The following is a 17,804-nucleotide window of genomic DNA, read 5'->3' on the forward strand; positions in this document are numbered from 1 at the left end:
TAACATTGCAAATCGCATTTGCAAATTGTTTGCAAGACAGCGCTTTTGAACCTGAACGAATGTTTAATTCCGGGTATGTCGAAAGGCATAAAGGGAGGATGTTCATGCCATTTAAAAGCTTTGAAGACGGGACCTTAGAAGTCGCCGCCAATGCTTCGTCGCTTATCGTTATCTACACCGCTCCAATGATGCGGCTCGGAATCGCCAGCGCCCTGCGGCTCTATGCCGGGCTCAACGGCAAAACCATCTATCAGGCCGGCAAGCTCGCCGATGCCGCCGATGCCATTCGCAGCGCCCACCGTGGCGATGTGATCATCGCCGACGTCTCGGCCTGGTCGGCCTTGGAGAAGGACACCAGCGGTCTTCGCGACCATGTCCGCGGCAACGGCGTCGCCATTGCGATCGTCGCTTGCACGGACGAAAGCGCCCATCGACTGTTGCAGCTTCGCGGCGTCGCGGGCGTCGTCTCGCCGGAATGCGAGCCGAAAGAAATCGAGCTCGCCGTCAGCGACATCGCCGAGGGCAACACCTACTTCAAACACGAAAACAAGCTGGCACCGGCCACCGGGTTGTCGAAGCTCTCCAGCCGTCAGGTCGAGATCCTCGAACTGATGACCCGCGGCCTGCTCAACAAGCAGATCGCATGGGAGCTCGGCGTCACCGAAGGTACGGTGAAGAGCCATGTGTCGGCGATCCTCGAGAAGCTCGGCTGCGACCGTCGCACCCAGGCGATCGCCGCCTTCCTGCAGAGCCTCGGTGTGGGACAGAACCATAACCAGACCCTGGCAGCATAATTCTAAGATATATCTTGACGCATCATAACTAAGATATATCTTTGTGACACCGCAGCACGTCGCTGCGGTGTCATGGAGATATCGATGCGATTTCATTTTGGACGACACCACTGCCACGAGCCGAGCGGTCTCGGGCGTGGTGGACCCGAGCACCGGGGGTTCGGCGGCCGCGGCGGCCGCCCCCGCATGTTCGAACAGGGCGACCTGCGTTTCGTGATCCTAAAGCTGCTGAGCGACAAGCCGGCACATGGATACGAGATCATCAAGGCGGTCGAAGAGCGGTTCGGTGGCGGCTATGCGCCAAGCCCCGGCATCGTCTATCCCACCCTCACGTTGCTCGAAGAACTCGGCCAGATCGCCGTCGTGCAGACCGACGGCGCACGCAAGCTCTTCGACATTACCGCGGACGGGCGTGCTGTCCTCGAAGCCAACCGGCCGATCACCGAGCGGATCTTTACCCGGATGGACGAGATGCGGTCACGGATGGGCGGTGACATGTCGCCAAAGATTCGCCGCGGCATGGAGAACGTGAAGACGGCGCTACGACTGCGTCTGGAGCGGGGGCCGCTCAGCGAGGCTGATGCCGATCGCATCGCCGACGCCCTCGATGCTGTGGCGAAGGCGATCGAAGTGTAGCGCACCGTCGGCCTTTGCCGATGTGCACTATCCTTAACAGAGGTCGTGAAAAGCCTCATGGCCGGGCGGACGCGCCCGGCCATGTCGTGAGTTCAAATCAGGCGCCGACGACTTCCTTGGCGCGGCCAAAGCGCTTGCGCTCGTTGGGGTCGAGGTAGGTCTTGCGCAGACGCACCGACTTCGGCGTCACCTCGACCAGCTCGTCGTCCTCGATGTAGGCGAGCGCGCGTTCGAGCGTCATGCGGATCGGCGGCGTCAGGCGCACGGCTTCGTCCTTGCCGGCGGCGCGGACGTTGGTCAGCTGCTTGCCCTTGAGAACGTTGATCTCGAGATCGTTCTCGCGGGTGTGCTCGCCGATGATCATGCCCTTATAGACCTTCCAGCCGGGCTCGATCATCATCGGGCCGCGGTCTTCCAGCTTCCACATCGCGTAGGAGACCGCTTCGCCCTGATCGTTGGAGATCAGCACGCCGTTACGACGGCCCGCGATGTTGCCGCGCCACGGCGAGTAGCTGTGGAACAGGCGGTTGATGATGGCCGTGCCTTTGGTGTCGGTGAGCAGTTCGCCCTGGTAGCCGATCAGGCCGCGGGTCGGTGCGTGGAACACGAGACGCTGACGATTGCCGCCGGAGGGCCGCATCTCGATCATCTCGGCCTTGCGCTCGGACATTTTCTGCACGACGACGCCGGAATGCTCCTCGTCGACGTCGATCACGACCTCTTCGATCGGCTCGAGCAGATCGCCGTTCTCATCTTTCTGGAACACCACCTTCGGGCGCGACACGCCGAGCTCAAAACCCTCGCGACGCATCACTTCGATGAGGATGGCGAGCTGCAATTCGCCGCGGCCGGAGACGATGTAGGAGTCACCTGCCGGCGAATCCTCGATCTTCAGCGCGACGTTGCCTTCGGCTTCCTTCATCAGGCGGTCGCGGATGACGCGCGTCGTGACCTTGTCGCCCTCGGTGCCGGCGAGCGGCGAATCATTGACCATGAAGGTCATCGACAGCGTCGGCGGATCGATCGGCTGGGCCTGCAGCGGCTCGGTCACATCGGGCGCGCAGATCGTGTCCGCGACGTTGAACTTTACCAGGCCCGCGATGGCGACGATGTCCCCGGCTTCGGCTTCCTCGATCGGGGTGCGCTCGATGCCGCGGAACGCGAGGATCTTGGAGACGCGGCCGGTCTCGACGACGTTGCCCTTGGCGTCCAGAACCTTGACGCTCTGGTTCGGCTTCACGCTGCCGGCGAAGATGCGGCCGGTCACGATACGGCCGAGGTAGGGGTTGGCTTCGAGCAGCGTGCCGAGCATGCGGAAGCCGCCTTCCTGAATGGTCGGGGCCGGCACGTGCTTGACGACGAGGTCAAACAGCGGCGCCATGCCGTCCTGCGGACCTTCGGGGCTGTTCGCCATCCAGCCCTGCTTGGCGGAACCGTAGAGAATCGGAAAGTCGAGCTGCTCGTCGGTGGCGTCGAGGGCGGCGAAGAGGTCGAACACCTCGTTGACGACTTCCTGGATGCGGGCGTCGGGCTTGTCGACCTTGTTGACGGCCACGATCGGCCGCAGGCCGATCTTCAGCGCTTTGCCGACCACGAACTTGGTCTGCGGCATCGGGCCTTCCGAGGCGTCGACGAGCACGATCGCGCCATCGACCATCGACAGGATGCGCTCCACCTCGCCGCCGAAGTCGGCATGGCCGGGGGTGTCGACGATGTTGATGCGGTAGTCCTGGTAGGCGATCGAGGTCGCCTTCGCCATGATCGTGATCCCACGCTCTTTTTCGAGATCGTTGGAATCCATCACGCGCTCGGCGACGCGCTGGTTGTCACGGAAGGAACCGGACTGCTGCAGCAGGCGATCGACGAGAGTGGTCTTGCCATGATCGACGTGTGCGATGATGGCGATATTGCGCAACTTCATGAAACGGCCGGGGCTGGATGTGACGAGGAGAGAGCCAGGTGCTTCACCGGAATGTGAAACGGCGTCATCTCGCAGATGCAGCACGCCTTAAACCAAAATCCTGCGTTTGGAAACAGCCGGCAATGGTTAACCCGTCATTGCCGGCTTGAACGCAGCGCCGGGCGCGGCAAGGCGCCCGGCGAAGTCGAAGCGGACGGCAGCCTTACTTGATCGGCTTGATGCTCTCGGCGATCGCGCCGAGTTCCTTGCCATTGCTCTTTTCGCCGGCTTCCGAGCCCCAGTAGGTCAGCAGCAGCATCTTATCGTCGGTGATTTTCACGATGGTCAGGCTGACATGGGTCGGTCCGTCGGCGTCCGTGGCGCTCCAGCTGATGTCGGAAGCGGGCAGACCACTCATGGTCGTGTCCTTCTCTTTCTTGGAGGCCGGATCGACCTTGATCTTGCTCTTGACGAAGAACTTGCCGGCCTCTTCACCGGCTTCCTTCATCGCGGTCGCCTTGACGATCTCGGCGGCGACGTAGGTTTCCTTATCCGGCGAGGTTCCTTCGACACCGTCGTCGAAAGCCTCGGGCTCCCAGCTGTCCGGCATGGTGATCCAGGTCACGGCGACATCGTCGCCAAGCTTGAAATCCTTGGCCAACGCCATCGTCGAGGCGGAGCAGAGAAGAACCGTCAGAAAGAGCGATTTGACCATGACCAACCCCCGTTGAATGCAGGTCGTCATATCAGCAGGGCAAGTCTTGGAGTCAATTTCACAAAGACTGAACCAGCTAAGCCTTAAGTATATAGCGCCGCCGCGCCTGCTGCCTCGGCGTGCGGGATGAGAAGCGGAGCGAAGACGAGGCCGATCATCAGCAGACAGGGACCGTCGGGGTGGGCCAGCTTTGCCTGCGCCGGCATGTCGGCGATCGTCGCGACGATGCGGCGTTCGTCGCGCTGCGTCGCACGCTCGACGAGGACGGCCGGCATCGCCGCATCCATGCCATGGCCGAGCAGCTTGGCCACCAGCGCATCCATCGTCTTGACGCCCATGTAGACGACGGTCGCGGCGCCGCGGTCGCACAGCGCCGCCCAGTCGATGTCCTCGGGCAGCCGCCCGTCTTTGGCATGCGCGGTGATGAACTGCAGCCGGCGCGCAAGATTCCGTTCGGTCAGCGAGATCTGCAGCGACGCCGCGGCACCGAGGGCTGCGGTTACGCCGGGAATCACTTCGACCGGCACGCCGGCCGCGACGAGACCGGCGATCTCCTCGTTGGCGCGGCCGAAGATCATCGGATCCCCGCCCTTCAGCCGGACCACGCGTTTGCCCGCCTTGCCGAAGGCGATCATCATCGCGGTGATGTCGTCCTGCTTGCAGGAGGGGCGCCCGCCGCGCTTGCCGACGTCGATTTTCTGCGCCTCCCGGCGCGCCATGTCGACGATCTCGGGCGCGACCAGGTTGTCGTAAAGCACGATGTCGGCGCCCTGCAGCGCACGCAGCGCCTTGAGGGTGATGAGGTCGGGATCGCCCGGCCCTGCCCCCACGAGCGTGACGCGTCCGGTCGGCACGGCCTCATCGCTCTTGGCGCTGTCGAGAAACGCCTCGAACTCGTCGTCGCGCGGCGGCATGTCGCTCACGCCGAGCGCGCGCTCGGAAAAGCGCTCCCAAAACCGCCGACGGGCGTGAAACGGCAGGTCCAGCGGCACGACCCGGGCGCGCCAGCGCCGGGCAGCCTGCGCCCAGGCCTGGATGTTCGCCGGCAGCAGGGTCTCGAGCCGGCCGCGGATGGCCTGGCCGAACACCGGCGCCGTGCCGTGGGTGGAGATGCCGATCACCAGTGGCGAGCGGTTGACCATGGCGCCGAACTGGAAATCGCAGAAAGCGGGATTGTCGATCGCATTCATCGGCACGCCGGCCGCTTTAGCGGCGGCTTGGAACGTGCTGGCTTCGTCGTCGGTATAGGCATCGACCAGGGCCATCGCCGCGCCAGGAAGGTCCGAGGGTTGCCATGTCCGCTCGACCAGCTGCGCGTTCGGGCACGCAGCGAGCAAAACCCGCATGGCGTCGCAGGGGTCGGCAGCGATGACGTCGAGCTGCGCGCCGGTGGCGTTCAACAACTCCGCCTTCCACACCGCGCGTTCCGACGCGCCCGCGAGAACAACGCGCTTGCCTTTCAGCGCGAAAAACACAGGCAGGACAGCCAACTCGCCCATCGGTTCGCGGGTCTTGCTCGGTACATCGGGTGAAAGCGTTGGTGTCACATCGTCACTCTGTCGCGCGTCGTCGCGGGGGCGAAACCGTGTTGCTAAGCGGCAAGTCATTGGGGCGCAACCGTTTACCAACTTAGCGCGGGAACTCTGACGCTTCGAGGGCGGTTTCGAAGATCATCAGGGCCCAAAGGATGCTGTTTCATGAGTGATCTCATTCCGGCCCCGCGCCCCCGCACGCAAGCCGTGCCGGACGCCGCGCGCATGCTGGAAACGCTCGCCACCCTGATCATCGTCGTCCTGGTCGTCGGCATACTCTTCGTGGCCCGGGAAATCCTGGTTCCCATCGCCATTGCCATCCTTCTCAGCTTCGTCCTGTCGCCGCTGGTCAAGCTGCTTCGCAATATCGGCATCGCCAAGACGTTGTCTGTCGGCATTGTCGTGCTTGCGGCATTTCTGATTTCTGTCGGGATCGGCATCGTGCTGGCCAAGCAGATCTCCGACCTTGCGGCCGACGCCCCGAAATACCAGGCGACCGTGTCCGACAAAGTATCCGGCGCACGGACCTTCCTTGCCAACAATGCCCTGCTGAAAAAGGCCACCGAGGCGATGACCGACGTCTCTAAGATGTCGCCCTCGGCCCAGGCGGACAAGCCGCAACCCCAGCGCCCCAATCCTCTGGCCCGCACCAGCGATCCGGCGGGCCTTCACAGCGTCCCCGGCGGTCCCGTCTCCGTGCTCGTTGTCGAGCCCGCACCGGGCATCCTCGACATCCTGCAACGGGTGGCGGGTATCGCGGCGTCGCCCTTGGCGACGGCTGCCTTCGTCGCAATCTTCATCGTCTTCATGCTGATGCAGCGCGAGGATCTCCGCAACCGCTTCATCCGCCTCGTAGGGTCGGGCGATCTCCAGCGCACGACACTGGCGATGAACGACGCGGCCCGCCGCCTCAGCCGCTACTTCCTCGCTCAGATGCTCGTCAACACCGCCTTCGGCATCGTCGTCGCCATCGCGCTCAGCATAATCGGCGTCCCCAGCGCGATTCTCTGGGGCAGCTTTGCGATCCTCATGCGCTTCATCCCCTACATCGGGGCGCTCGGCGCGGCCTTCTTCCCGGTCCTGTTGGCGGCGGCGGCCAGCCCGGGATGGGACATGGCGATCGAAACCGCCCTGCTCTTCGTCGTGATCGAAGCCCTTGTCGGCCAGGTGGTCGAACCTCTGGTCTATGGCCACAACACCGGGATCTCGCCGATTGCCGTGGTCGTGTCCGCAACGTTCTGGACCTGGCTGTGGGGACCGGTTGGCCTGGTCCTCGCGACGCCTTTGACGGTTTGCTTGGTCGTCATCGGTCGGCACGTCGAGCGTCTCGCTTTTCTCGACATCATCCTGGGCGACGCGCCCGCGCTGACGCCGGTCGAAAGCTTCTACCAGCGCGTCCTCGCCGGCGACGCATCGGAGATCGCCGACCACGCCGACCGCTATCTCAAGGACCACACGCTGACCGAATATTGCGACAACGTGGCGCTTCAGGCTCTGCTACTGGCGCAGAACGACGTGCGTCGCGGGCGGCTGGAGGATGACCGCCTCATCGTCATCAAGGAAACCGTCGACGAGCTGATGGAAGATCTGTTCGACCGCGAGGCCGACAAGCCCGAATCCGGATTCATTACCGTGCCCAAGGACGATGACGAGCCGATCGCCGCGCTCGAGAAAACGCCGACCGGCAGCGAGCGAATCAGAGCGGAAGCGCCTTCCGCACCTATCGTCGATCCGGCGTGGCGGGAGAGCATGGCCGTGCTGTGCATCGCCGGACGGACGCCGCTCGATGAAGCGGCGGCGCAGCTTCTGGCCGACCTTCTCGGCAAGCACGGGATCGGCGCGCACGTCGAGCCGTCGACGAGCCTGTCGAACAACAATCTTGCGCACCTCGCTGAGAGTCATGCCCGGCTCATCGTGCTGTCTTTCCTCGACGCCGACCTCAGCATTGCCCAGGCGCGATTCTCGGTGCGCCGCCTCCGCCGCCGCATCCCTAACGTGCCGGTCGTCGCCGCCTTCTGGACCGAGCAGGACGCCGGCAATCGCACCGTCAGTTTGTGCAGCGACGTCAAGAGCGACCTCTGCGTCTCGACGCTCGGCGAAGCGGTGGCGCTCTGCCTGGAACGGGCCACCGCGCCGGATGTCGAACTTGCCGCCTAATCCCATCGTCGCATGTGGCTCAAAGGCTTCAACCTGTTTCAAAGCGCGTCAGATTGGAATGATTCCGGCTCGTTCATTGACAAGACCGGGCGCGGTTGAAATCCTGGCGACGGTGGTTCCCTTCGGGGATCAAAAGGGAACGCAGTGCGATCGGCGCAAGTCGGTCAAAGCTGTGGCTGCCCCCGCAACTGTAAGCAGCGAGCCGACGACCGTTCATGACCACTGAGGACGCGTTATCCTTGGGAAGGTCGGTCCGAAGCAACGACCTGTGAGCCAGGAGACCTGCCGCCTGCCGTGGTCACGTGCGTAAACGTCGGGCGGGGTGTTCCGAGGTGAATGAGTTCGGCTGTCGGTCATCCGGCGCGGTGCTTGTTCAAGCGCAGTGGCGGCCCACGTCTGCTGCGAGTCCAGAAATGTTTCGATTGTCTTCCATTTCAAGTTCCATTTGCATGGCCTTGCTGGCCGTCGCCAGCTGTAGTCCGGCGTTCGCCCAGAGCGATGCCGAAAGCGCGTCGAAGGCGCCCGTCGCAACACCAGCAACCTCGGGTGGCCAGGGCTCCCCGCCCCCGGGGACGCCGAGCATCCAAAGTTCTCTCGGGAATTATGGCGATCCCGGCGGCATCCGCGCGTTCCTCGACGCCAAAGGGATCGACTTCGCCTTTACCTATATCGGCGAGGTGCTCGGCAATACGTCAGGCGGCGTCAAGCGCGGCGCGACATACGAGGGCCGCCTCGACGCCACGCTCGATGTCGATCTCGAAAAACTCGCGAGCCTGAAGGGCGCGGCGCTGCATGCCGAGGCATTTCAGATCCATGGCCGCGGCCTCAGCGGCAACAACACGATGGATCTGTTCACCGTCAGCGGCATCGAAGCCTACCCCTCGACCCGTCTTTACGAGGCCTGGTTCGAGCAAAAATTCGCCGACGACAAGATTGCCGTGCGCGTCGGCCAGCTTGGCGCCGACACCGAGTTCTTCGTCAGCCAGACCTCCACGCTGTTCGTCAGTTCGACCTACGGCTGGCCGGCGATCACCGCCGATGATCTGCCCAGCGGCGGCCCGGCCTATCCGCTGTCGGCGCTCGGCACCCGCATCAAGGTCACGCCATTCGACAACTTTACGGTGCTCGCCGCGATCTTCGACGGCGATCCGGCCGGTCCCTACCGCCCCGGCGTCAACAACCCCCTGCCCCAGGTGCGCGACAACAGCGGCACGAATTTTCGACTACAGGACCCGCCACTGGTCATGACCGAAGCCGCCTATGCCTATAACCAGGAAAAAAGCGCCACCGCGCTGCCAGGGACGGTGAAGGTCGGCTACTTCCATCACTTCGGCCAGTTCGCCGCCCTCGACACGCCGATCACAACGACAAATTACCGCGGCAACGACGGTCTCTACGGGGTGATCGACCAGGCGATCTATCGGGCGCCCGGCACCGACGACCAGGGCGCCTCGACGTTCCTGCGAATCGCCGCCACGCCGAGCGACCGCAACTCGATCGATTTCTATGTCGACGGCGGCGTCTCCTACAAAGGCCTGATTCCCGGACGCCCCGACGACACCGCCGGCTTTTCCGCCGCCTACGGCCGCTCGTCGCCAAACCTCGCGCAGACCGACGCTCTGACCGGCGCCTTGGTTCACGACTATCAGGCGCTGATCGAGGCGACCTACCAGATCGCAATTCTGCCAGGCTTCACCATCCAGCCGGACTTCCAGTACATCTTCCACCCCGGCGCCCATGGCGTCGCCGACCCGGCCACCGGCCTGCCGATCCGCGACGCCGCGATCTTCGGCCTGCGCGCTACGGCGCATTACTGATCCCTGGCGAAGCGTGTGCGCGACGCCCGCGTCGTCGCGCACACGCTCTGGACGTTTTCCTGCCGAAACCGCTTGTCGCATCGGATCATTGCGGTTATACGAGCGCTCCTCGACGACGCAAGTCGCGACGGCGGAGCCCTTCCCAAGGGGCCTTCGAAAAAAGCGTGGGGTCATAGCTCAGTTGGGAGAGCGCTTCAATGGCATTGAAGAGGTCGTCGGTTCGATTCCGTCTGGCTCCACCAAAACACCAGCAAAAACAGCCACTTAGCGAATAGAAGTGCCGCCGTTGCGTGTACCTAATCGTGCTGCTAATTGATGTGTCTAACTTTTCTGGCACATCACCGAAAAAATTTCGGACACGGCATGCAGAAGTATCTTTTTCCGCGCGGTCCCAACCGTCTTCTCTCTTATAAGTTGCAATATCCGCCCCGATTGCAAAAGGCGATGGGCTGGAAAGCGCAGGTGGTCAAAAGCACCGGACTGCCTGAGTCGCGATACCTTGAAGCCCTACAGATCGCGCTGCCGGACATCATCAAGCATCGGAAGCTCTTGATGTTGACGCGGGCCTACGACGCCAAAGTCCATCGCGGGCGCATGACCGGCAAGCTCGATTACGAGCCGAACGAAGAGCGATTCGATAATGATGGCTCGCGCTCGAAATGCACCGCCGATGGACTGACGGTCGTCCACTGGAATGCAGCGGGAGAAATGACCGGCGCCGTGCCTAACACGGTGGTCAAAGAGCTGACGCTCATTGGGACACGGCACGAAGCGGAAGAGATCGCTCAGCTAGAGGCCATGCTTGAAAAGCCGAAGCGCGACCTCGACCGAGACATTTTCGACCACTGGGCCGGGGATAGGAAGCACGGCCCAAAGACGATAATGACAAAATTTATGAAGACCCTCCACGAAGTCGTGCCGAACAAATCGTTGGCAACGCTGGAGCCATCCGACGTGCGAGCCTTCGTTGCGAAACTGGTTGAAGAGGGAAATTCAACCAGCTCGTTTGAAGCGAAATTTGGTCTGGCCAACGCGATGATCAATAAGGCGCTCGGGCACGAGCAATTTCCGATGCTCAAAGCCAACCCCTTCGCGATCAACGATCTTTATCCAAAGAACATCCAAGGACGGCGCCCCCAGCCCACGGTTTTTGACGACGATGATCTGAAGAGGATTTCTGACGACATCCACAACTGGAGCGCCGACGAACGTCTCGCCTGGACCATTTATAGGACGATGGCTATGCGGAAATCGGAACCGTGGCAGATCGTCAGATACGAGCATCACCAGGGCTATCTTTGCGTCGAGGTTGGCACGAAGTCGCGAACAGGCACCGATCGGCGCGTGCTGCCCTGCCCCGACGCCGTGAAGGCCTTGCTGCCAAGCGAATTCACCGGCTCGTTGTTCAAATTCTCAGCCGACAACATCGAGGGCAAGATCAGAAAGCGTCTGGTGGCGCTGGGCATCCCGCACGATTCGGGCAAGACCCTCCATTCTCTCCGCCACATGGCGGATACGTTCTGGACGGAAAACGACGTTCAGCAGAAGATCATAGAGACGATAACCGGACACGTGCCGGACGATCTCAAGGGCAACGAGGGCAATCAGCAGACGCGTGCGAAGAAAGGCATCACATGGCGGTATTTTCGCGGGTACGGCCCAAAGCGACCTTATGACGCCATGAACATGATCACGACCGGCATCTGAATAGCCCAATCGTGCAAATGAAAAAGGCCCGGCAACAAACCGGGCCTTTCAAATGATCGCCGCTCACGATCCTAGATCATGTTCGTGTACCGATCTGCCTCTTGCACCGAGCATCCGAGGTGGTTTTTAGCGCGTCACTGTGACGAGTTCGCGGATCGCGTCAGTGGCGCGGGAACTCTCGCCAAAGCCTGCCGTCGAGGATCGCGCCACCTTTGCCGTCGTGATCGGACAGCTTGGCGTCCTTGGCGCTCTTGCCATCCTCAGCGACGATTGGATTGCTCGGGTAGTTGCCCCACTGCTTGTGCATGAAGGCGATGCCCCTGGATTGGCATTGATCGCGTACCGCACGAGCCCAGGCTGGCTGCATGAGCCTGGAGCCAGGACCGCTCTCGCCACCCGAGATGATCCAGTCGGGTTGAGTCCCACCGGCATCGAGCACGATCGGTCCAATCGCTGGCTCGTAGCTAATGAAGCGGATTGCGGCAGGCGTGTCCCGTAGGAGTGGCCAGCGCTGATCATAGCGCTCCTGGTCTTCCATTGTGCTGCCCAACCAGACATTCGGATAACCGTTGCCCCAATCCTTAGGAAGGAAGCGGGCCATGAGCTGCGGTCGTTTGGTCAACAGCAACCAGTCCAGGTTAGGCGTCGCCTTGATCAGCTCGAACAAATCGGCGCGTGTGGTTGGATCGGCCTTGTTGTCGAAGACATCCGCAAGCGACGCGCAGAAAACGCGCTGCCGGTGGCTATGTTCGGCCTGGAATACGGTAGCCTGCGAATTCCATTGGATCGGCTTGCGCCAGTTCGCAGCGCTGGTCCGTTTGCGATCCCCGTGCGGTCCCCACAAGGTCCAGCGGTATCGTGTCACCAGCCGTTCTGCATAACAGCGATCGCAGCCGGGGCTGATCTTCGTGCACCCGATCCACGGATTGAACGTGCTGTCCGTCCATTCGATCTTCGAAGCCTCTGCCATCAGTTTTTTTACCAACCATTATTGAAGGGACCATCGTGCGGATCATTCCTTGTGCGAGGGACTTGGACGTAGCGAAGGTCGGCCACTCCGTTTGCCAGTGTACGCTGGGCTTTGCCCCCACGAATTCCTGCCTATTTAAAGCGATGCCACCACGCACAGTGTCAAGTATACCGCTACCCGACGTTCATCCGTGACAAACAGTCGGCAGGCTTCGCAGTAATAGGCCTGCTCCCCCAAGGACTCTCGCAGCTCATTGACGTAGTGTTCCGGCACTTGTTGGGCAACATAGATCATGTGCACGATGATGCTCGTCTTGTCGTTTCGTCGCACCTCGGGCGTTTATCGTCCGCGATGATTTTCTAGTGACACCTGTTCTTCGGTTAATCTTCCGAAGTCCTATGGATGTACGGATTGATAGACATGGTCAAATCGGTCCGTCAAGAGTCCCAAAAGGGCGTCGCGCGACCGAAACCCCGCTTGATCCCCTGGCGATCGTGAATTGGGCTGGTTGATCGGCATCACGGCCCAGCACCCGTTCGGCAAAAGCCAGTTCAAGGAACAAAAGGCCACCCACTGAAAATTCAGCGTAACGTATCTTTCCGGGTTGGCGGCATTTGGCCGATCCGTGTGCTTCCTGATATACAGGCGAAGTCTAGAATGCTCTACTTGGACCCGGCTTGGGGCGCCGATACATTGGCTTACTCTACTGGAAGCCATTTGGATTGTTCCGTTTAATCTTTCTTTAAATTTTTTTTCTTGGATTGACTTGACAGGTCTCGACTACGCGATCATATCGGCGGCACGAGGTTCGCAGGCCTGCATCACCTCACCGGGTTTTGGACATCCTATGTCCTGCCCACTCTTTGGGAGACCAGTTCTCCCGTCGCGTTCGTCCTAGATGGGCGCGACAAACTTACGAAACCGACCGTTCTGAACGGTCGGCACATGCCGCTGGCTGTCAAAAGCCGATGACATGGGGCGCGCGCCTTTCTACCAAAATGAGCAGGCACACCACGATGGATGCAATAATCGAGAGACCGAGAGCAAAGGACCTGAACCGCCTGAAGTGGCAGAAACGAGTGGAGGAAAGCGGCGTCGTCAAAGCGATGGACCTGATCAACGATATTGCCGAGGCAATAGCGTCGGGTCGCGTTAGGGACGCTCATATCCTGACCGGTGTACGTGGGATCGGTAAAACCAGAGCCTTCAAAGAAGCGCTGGGGCGCCACAAGAGAGTTCCGCTTGTCATCAAACAAGCTACGACGCTTGGTTTGCTTCAGAACCTGCAAGAGGCCGCGCGCAACAAACAGATTGCGCTCTTGGACGACGCTGATTCCGCTTGGGACAGCCTGGAAAAAATCCACGCCCTGATGGTCGCGTGCCAGCCGGAGAAAGAAGGGCGTCGCATTTACGCGTATTCGGTCAATAACAAGACGACACACTACTGCTTCGATGGCTTAACTCTCGTGATGCTGTCCAACATAAATTTGAAGGATACCGCAAACGTTCCAAAGAAGTGTCGTGAAGCGATCAAGGCGCTAACTTCTCGTGTCCCACCGATAAACCTCGCACTGACGCATCAAGACGTATACGAATACACGGTCTATCTGGCGATATGCAGAGAAATGCTGAAGGTCGAGGCATTTACGCTTGAGGAGTCGAATGACGCTTTGGCGTTCTTCTCTGCGAACCGGTGGCGAATGGATGACATATCTGTACGAAAGCTCCTTCACATAGCGCGCGTTCGAAGAAAATATGCTGACAAAGATTGGCAGTTTCGGCTGAAGATGGAGCTGGATGATCCGGTGGCTGGAGCCACCCATGATTCTGACGACGAAATCCCCCAGATCGTTATTTGATTGCTCCGACGCTGAGTACGGCCAGGATTCCGAATAAGGCTCGCTGAGCGGGGTTTAGGGGGAATCCGCTACAGACGTAGAGATCGACGGCGGGGCGGCTCGACGAGGCTTGCTGCGGCTCGGAGCCTCGCGATCACATTGCTCGGTTATCACGACCGACGAATGAGAGCCACGAAGATAGAGTCTCGATATGCACCATCGGCAAAGACCGCATCGCGTATGATGCCTTCTTTCACGAATCCGACTTTCTCGTACAAGGCTATCGCGGGCTCGTTGTCCGTATATACGTCGCCCTCGATGCGGACGAAGCCTGCCTTGAACGCTGCCTCCAGCGTCTTGCCAAGAAGCCGCGTTCCCAGGCCACTGCCTCGATAGGCAGGGACAATCCCTATGCCGAAGGTTCCTCGGTGGCGGTGCACGGGAAATGGAAGGCGATTGATGTTGCACCATCCAACGACATCCTCGTTGGCCACCGCAACAAAGAATGGATTGCCGATCTCGATGTTGCTCCGCACGTAAGCACGGGTGTGTGGCAGCGGCGGTGCTTCGAGGAGTGCGAGATATTTGCGCTCGCGAGCTACCTCATCGAGCGCTCGTTGATAGCTCTCGACATGCTCGCCGCTATCGGGACCACCTTCAGTTCTGACGACAACTCGACTCGCTATGCTCTGGCGAAAGCCATTGAACGCAGCGTGGCCATCGCATCGGGTGCAGTCTACGCCATCGTCGCGATGATGCCAAGCCACACGGGCGCGTCTAGGGTCTGTGATTCCCACCGGCTCACCGTTCGGTCGCCGCTGCCGACGAGCGTGCCGAACTGAGCCAGGGATAGACCCAGCTGAGATCGGAAGGCGCGAACCTCGTCGCCGGTCATTCTCGTCGTCATCATGCTATTGCCGACTTCCGTTATCGTCGAGGAGGCACCACATCATGCCTTTAGCTGCTCTGGCAAGATTGGGTGAGCGATGGTCCGGCTTGATAAAGCGACCGCCATACGAATGGTCGAGGAGTTCGGCGCAAAGGTTACGGAGGTGCCGCCACGCTCGTACATCATCGAGGGACCGGCCGGACGCTTCTTGTGGGAAGGCGCCGCAATTAACGACGAAGTGTTTTCGCATGCGGCCCTCGGCACGCTGAACGTAACAAAGGCACATGAACTGATACGGAAAACCGCCGTGCCAGACGAATTTCCTATCAACGAGCAATTGCTGAACAGCGCCAGACTGACCGATCTCGATCCAGATACTTTGAAGACCATGACGAAGGACAGGATCGATGAACCCGTTATTTTTGTCGTGGATCAGAAGGGGTTTTGCTACCTTATCGACGGCGCCCACCGGCTTGAGGCAAGGCGGCGTAAGAAACTTCCGACCGTGCGTGGTTTCCGACTTCGTTCTGAAGCGATCGACCACTTGCAAGCCCGCGTATGGAAGCTAGCGCCTGACGGAAGCCGCACACCGTTCGACATCAACGGGTACGTGCTGGAGGGTACGGACGGATAATTGCCAAACAAAAAGCCGACGGCCCAGGGGAGAGCGTCGGCTTTTTGCTTGTGGAGATTTTATCGTTTACAGACAACAAAAGAAAGCCGAGGAGCAATTCGGCTATGAGCGGCATTGCTGCTTGGCTCACAAGAATAGTTATACAGTCTTGATCTAAATGGTGCAATAAACTTCGCTCTCTTCAGCAAGCAAGCTTCAAGAGCCTATCGAGACGCTTCTTGTAATGGATGCGACTTTCATTGCTTTCATCGTAAAGATAGAGGTCGTTGCGATCTGTTTTGTTGGTGAAGATACCAACAGTATCGGCTGGGTCGCTGACAAAGCGGACATCATCATCGAGCGACACATAATCACGATTGAGCTTTGAAAACCGGTTGCCTTCAATGCGTCGGAACAGGTAGGGCAGCAAAAGTTTCGTATCTTTGTTGATGATGGTGGTGTCATTGACGATACTCATCATTCCTGGAGTCTCCAAATGCGACCGTCAGCTAACCGCACATTCGCATCGCGCAGGCGGATCGTATCGATGTCGGCGTAGAGGTCACTTGCCGCGTCGTCATCCTGAGTGGTGAAGGCGGGATGCGGCGGCAAGACCAGGGACTCGATGATCGACAGCCGGACAGTGCGAGCTTCGGCTTCCGACATCATGCCGGTTGCGACCTGATCAACGATGTAGTCGAGCAGAGTTTCGGCTTCAGCGCCCGTCATTGGCTTGGTCTCTTGTTTCCCACGGGTGCTTCTGGCGATGCAGCATCGTCAAATCAGAGGACAACGCCAACTCGAAAAGGCTGACGCAATCAGGTGGCCTCAATCCGGCTTGCTCGTAGTGATACGTGATCGTCGCAGCGAGCAAGATCATGTCATGGTAGACGACGCCGTTCATGACAGCGTAGAGCCGACCGTTGGTAACGCGGAACAGCTCGTATGTGGTGAGGTCGCAAATATCCACCGCCATATCAATCTGTCTCGCCAGTTCGCACCATGCGAGGGTATTCGATGGCTTTGCCCTTGATCGCGTCGAGCGCGAACGGCTTGCCAGTCTTGGGATGCACTTTCGTGTCGAACTTCTGAACGAAGTATTGGTCACCGTTCACGTACAACGTGGCGTCGAGGATTTTGCGTTCGCCGTTGTGCCGCACGACGATGTACTGATCTTCGTACCAGGACGTGCCCTTCGTGCCGCCCTTCGCAGAGAACATTCCGATCATCACGGCATCGCCCTCGCTGCGGTACTTGTTCAAGGTTTCCATGATGGCTTCGCGGTATGCGAGGCTGGTCTTGCGCTTGTTGAGCTTCGACGGAAATTCCCAAAAATCGTATAGATCGGCGTACAGGACCACATCGCGACGCTCCTTAAAGCTTTTCTTGGCGACGTTGACCTCGGCTTTGATGTTGAACTGCGCCTTACCTTGTTTCTTGCCGTTATCGAAAAACGTCAATTCAAGATTGACCATATCATCAAAGCTTGGAAGCCCGATGTTTGGAGCCTCGGCATAGTCAATCACGCGAAGTGGGCCACTGGCCGACCCGCTGGCTTCGATTTTTTCAAGCCGAACGTTGATAGCGGTGAGCTGATTGACGATTGCCAGCATGACCTGTTCAATATAATCCGGCGAAGATGTTGTAGATGTCTGTTCCATATTTCCCTTTAATGTGCGGTGATGTCTGGACCGCGCATGTATATATAACCACGGAGGCCTGACTTAACGCCATATTTAAAGATCGGACGGCGCGGTGATTTTGACCTGGAGGTCGTGACCTCGTTTGCACTTCGAAGCCTTAGAATTGTAGTATTGATAGTCTCTTTAGAAATCGAAGAGAAGTTAGCATAACAGACTAAGACTTCTTCGCACTGATAACAGGCGAACAGAATACAGGCTACTGATTGCTTCGCTGGATAACAGCGCAAGAGGGCGCGACGCTGAAGCGCTCGCACCCAAACAATGCTTTGCCAAATAACTCAGTGCAAATATTCCTTGGCTATTCGTCACCAGATCAATGACAGATACCTCAGGTGGTCAACAGCTATACGTACCGCCCGTCAATGAGCCAACGCATAAAGCCGACTATGAGCGGAGATCGGTTCCCGCTCCCCACTCAAAGAAGACTAAACCCATCACCCCCAGCCCCCTCTTCCCTTGTGCCCGCCGACGCCCTGGGAAGCCCGCTGGCGCTGATCTCGGCTGTCCGATGCACATTCCCACACGCGGACACC

The 17,804-nt window shown here is 59.7% G+C and carries 16 protein-coding genes, 1 tRNA gene and 1 riboswitch; of the genes, 8 read left to right on the plus strand and 9 right to left on the minus strand.

The features are described from left to right. The first annotated feature begins 5 nt into the window (after nucleotides 1–5). Complete coding sequence (locus GSQ79_RS10250; RefSeq protein WP_158808618.1) at nucleotides 6–794, plus strand: response regulator transcription factor; 789 nt, start codon at nucleotides 6–8, stop codon at nucleotides 792–794. 84 nt (nucleotides 795–878) lie between these two features. Beyond that, nucleotides 879–1,430: a PadR family transcriptional regulator gene (locus GSQ79_RS10255; protein ID WP_158808619.1), complete on the plus strand. Its 552-nt coding sequence runs from the start codon at nucleotides 879–881 to the stop codon at nucleotides 1,428–1,430. Nucleotides 1,431–1,527: 97 nt separating this feature from the next. Here the strand turns inward: GSQ79_RS10255 and typA are convergent, their stop codons facing one another. The 3 genes from typA to cysG all read right to left on the minus strand — a co-directional run bounded on the left by typA (nucleotide 1,528) and on the right by cysG (nucleotide 5,544). After that, the gene (gene typA / locus GSQ79_RS10260) at nucleotides 1,528–3,351 is read right to left on the minus strand and encodes a translational GTPase TypA (RefSeq protein ID WP_158808620.1); all 1,824 of its coding nucleotides are present in this window, start codon (nucleotides 3,349–3,351) and stop codon (nucleotides 1,528–1,530) included. A 202-nt stretch (nucleotides 3,352–3,553) separates the two neighbouring features. Then, nucleotides 3,554–4,045 (minus strand): hypothetical protein, encoded by a 492-nt coding sequence (locus tag GSQ79_RS10265; protein WP_158808621.1) that lies wholly within the window; start codon nucleotides 4,043–4,045, stop codon nucleotides 3,554–3,556. 83 nt (nucleotides 4,046–4,128) lie between these two features. Then, nucleotides 4,129–5,544: a siroheme synthase CysG gene (gene cysG / locus GSQ79_RS10270; RefSeq protein WP_158808646.1), complete on the minus strand. Its 1,416-nt coding sequence runs from the start codon at nucleotides 5,542–5,544 to the stop codon at nucleotides 4,129–4,131. 198 nt (nucleotides 5,545–5,742) lie between these two features. Here cysG and GSQ79_RS10275 point away from each other — a divergent pair, with 198 nt between their 5' ends. From GSQ79_RS10275 to GSQ79_RS10290, 4 genes are all read left to right on the plus strand, one after another. Next, a complete protein-coding gene (locus tag GSQ79_RS10275; protein WP_158808622.1) occupies nucleotides 5,743–7,734 on the plus strand; it encodes an AI-2E family transporter in 1,992 nt (663 codons plus the stop codon). Nucleotides 7,735–7,830: 96 nt separating this feature from the next. Continuing rightward, nucleotides 7,831–8,039, plus strand: a riboswitch (cobalamin riboswitch). Nucleotides 8,040–8,183: 144 nt separating this feature from the next. Beyond that, on the plus strand, nucleotides 8,184–9,551 hold the full coding sequence (locus GSQ79_RS10280; RefSeq protein ID WP_246725247.1) for a carbohydrate porin: 1,368 nt from the start codon (nucleotides 8,184–8,186) through the stop codon (nucleotides 9,549–9,551). 166 nt (nucleotides 9,552–9,717) lie between these two features. Then, nucleotides 9,718–9,793 (plus strand) — tRNA-Ala (locus GSQ79_RS10285). Nucleotides 9,794–9,914: 121 nt separating this feature from the next. Beyond that, nucleotides 9,915–11,258, plus strand: a complete 1,344-nt coding sequence (locus tag GSQ79_RS10290) for a site-specific integrase (protein WP_158808624.1) — start codon at nucleotides 9,915–9,917, stop codon at nucleotides 11,256–11,258. Between the two features lie 160 nt (nucleotides 11,259–11,418). Here the strand turns inward: GSQ79_RS10290 and GSQ79_RS10295 are convergent, their stop codons facing one another. Beyond that, nucleotides 11,419–12,243 (minus strand): phage Gp37/Gp68 family protein, encoded by an 825-nt coding sequence (locus tag GSQ79_RS10295; protein ID WP_210253050.1) that lies wholly within the window; start codon nucleotides 12,241–12,243, stop codon nucleotides 11,419–11,421. Nucleotides 12,244–13,244: 1,001 nt separating this feature from the next. Between GSQ79_RS10295 and GSQ79_RS10300 the strand changes: the two genes are divergently transcribed. Further along, nucleotides 13,245–14,087: a hypothetical protein gene (locus GSQ79_RS10300; protein ID WP_158808625.1), complete on the plus strand. Its 843-nt coding sequence runs from the start codon at nucleotides 13,245–13,247 to the stop codon at nucleotides 14,085–14,087. 149 nt (nucleotides 14,088–14,236) lie between these two features. Here GSQ79_RS10300 and GSQ79_RS10305 read toward each other — a convergent pair whose 3' ends face one another. Then, nucleotides 14,237–14,752: a GNAT family N-acetyltransferase gene (locus GSQ79_RS10305; protein ID WP_158808648.1), complete on the minus strand. Its 516-nt coding sequence runs from the start codon at nucleotides 14,750–14,752 to the stop codon at nucleotides 14,237–14,239. A 300-nt stretch (nucleotides 14,753–15,052) separates the two neighbouring features. Here GSQ79_RS10305 and GSQ79_RS10310 point away from each other — a divergent pair, with 300 nt between their 5' ends. Next, nucleotides 15,053–15,589, plus strand: a complete 537-nt coding sequence (locus tag GSQ79_RS10310) for a hypothetical protein (protein WP_158808626.1) — start codon at nucleotides 15,053–15,055, stop codon at nucleotides 15,587–15,589. A gap of 181 nt (nucleotides 15,590–15,770) precedes the next feature. Here the strand turns inward: GSQ79_RS10310 and GSQ79_RS10315 are convergent, their stop codons facing one another. The 4 genes from GSQ79_RS10315 to GSQ79_RS10330 are packed head-to-tail and all read right to left on the minus strand — an operon-like array spanning nucleotide 15,771 to nucleotide 17,181. Continuing rightward, nucleotides 15,771–16,049, minus strand: a complete 279-nt coding sequence (locus GSQ79_RS10315; protein WP_158808627.1) for a hypothetical protein — start codon at nucleotides 16,047–16,049, stop codon at nucleotides 15,771–15,773. After that, nucleotides 16,046–16,297, minus strand: a complete 252-nt coding sequence (locus GSQ79_RS10320) for a hypothetical protein (RefSeq protein WP_158808628.1) — start codon at nucleotides 16,295–16,297, stop codon at nucleotides 16,046–16,048. Before GSQ79_RS10320 ends, GSQ79_RS10315 begins: the two co-directional genes overlap by 4 nt. Then, on the minus strand, nucleotides 16,284–16,544 hold the full coding sequence (locus GSQ79_RS10325) for a hypothetical protein (RefSeq protein WP_158808629.1): 261 nt from the start codon (nucleotides 16,542–16,544) through the stop codon (nucleotides 16,284–16,286). The genes GSQ79_RS10320 and GSQ79_RS10325 overlap by 14 nt, the downstream gene beginning before the upstream one ends. 1 nt (nucleotide 16,545) lies before the next feature. Next, a complete protein-coding gene (locus GSQ79_RS10330) occupies nucleotides 16,546–17,181 on the minus strand; it encodes a hypothetical protein (protein WP_158808630.1) in 636 nt (211 codons plus the stop codon). Between the last annotated feature and the right edge of the window lie 623 nt (nucleotides 17,182–17,804).

The organism is Beijerinckia sp. L45 (assembly GCF_009765775.1).
Taxonomy (GTDB): domain Bacteria; phylum Pseudomonadota; class Alphaproteobacteria; order Rhizobiales; family Beijerinckiaceae; genus RH-AL1.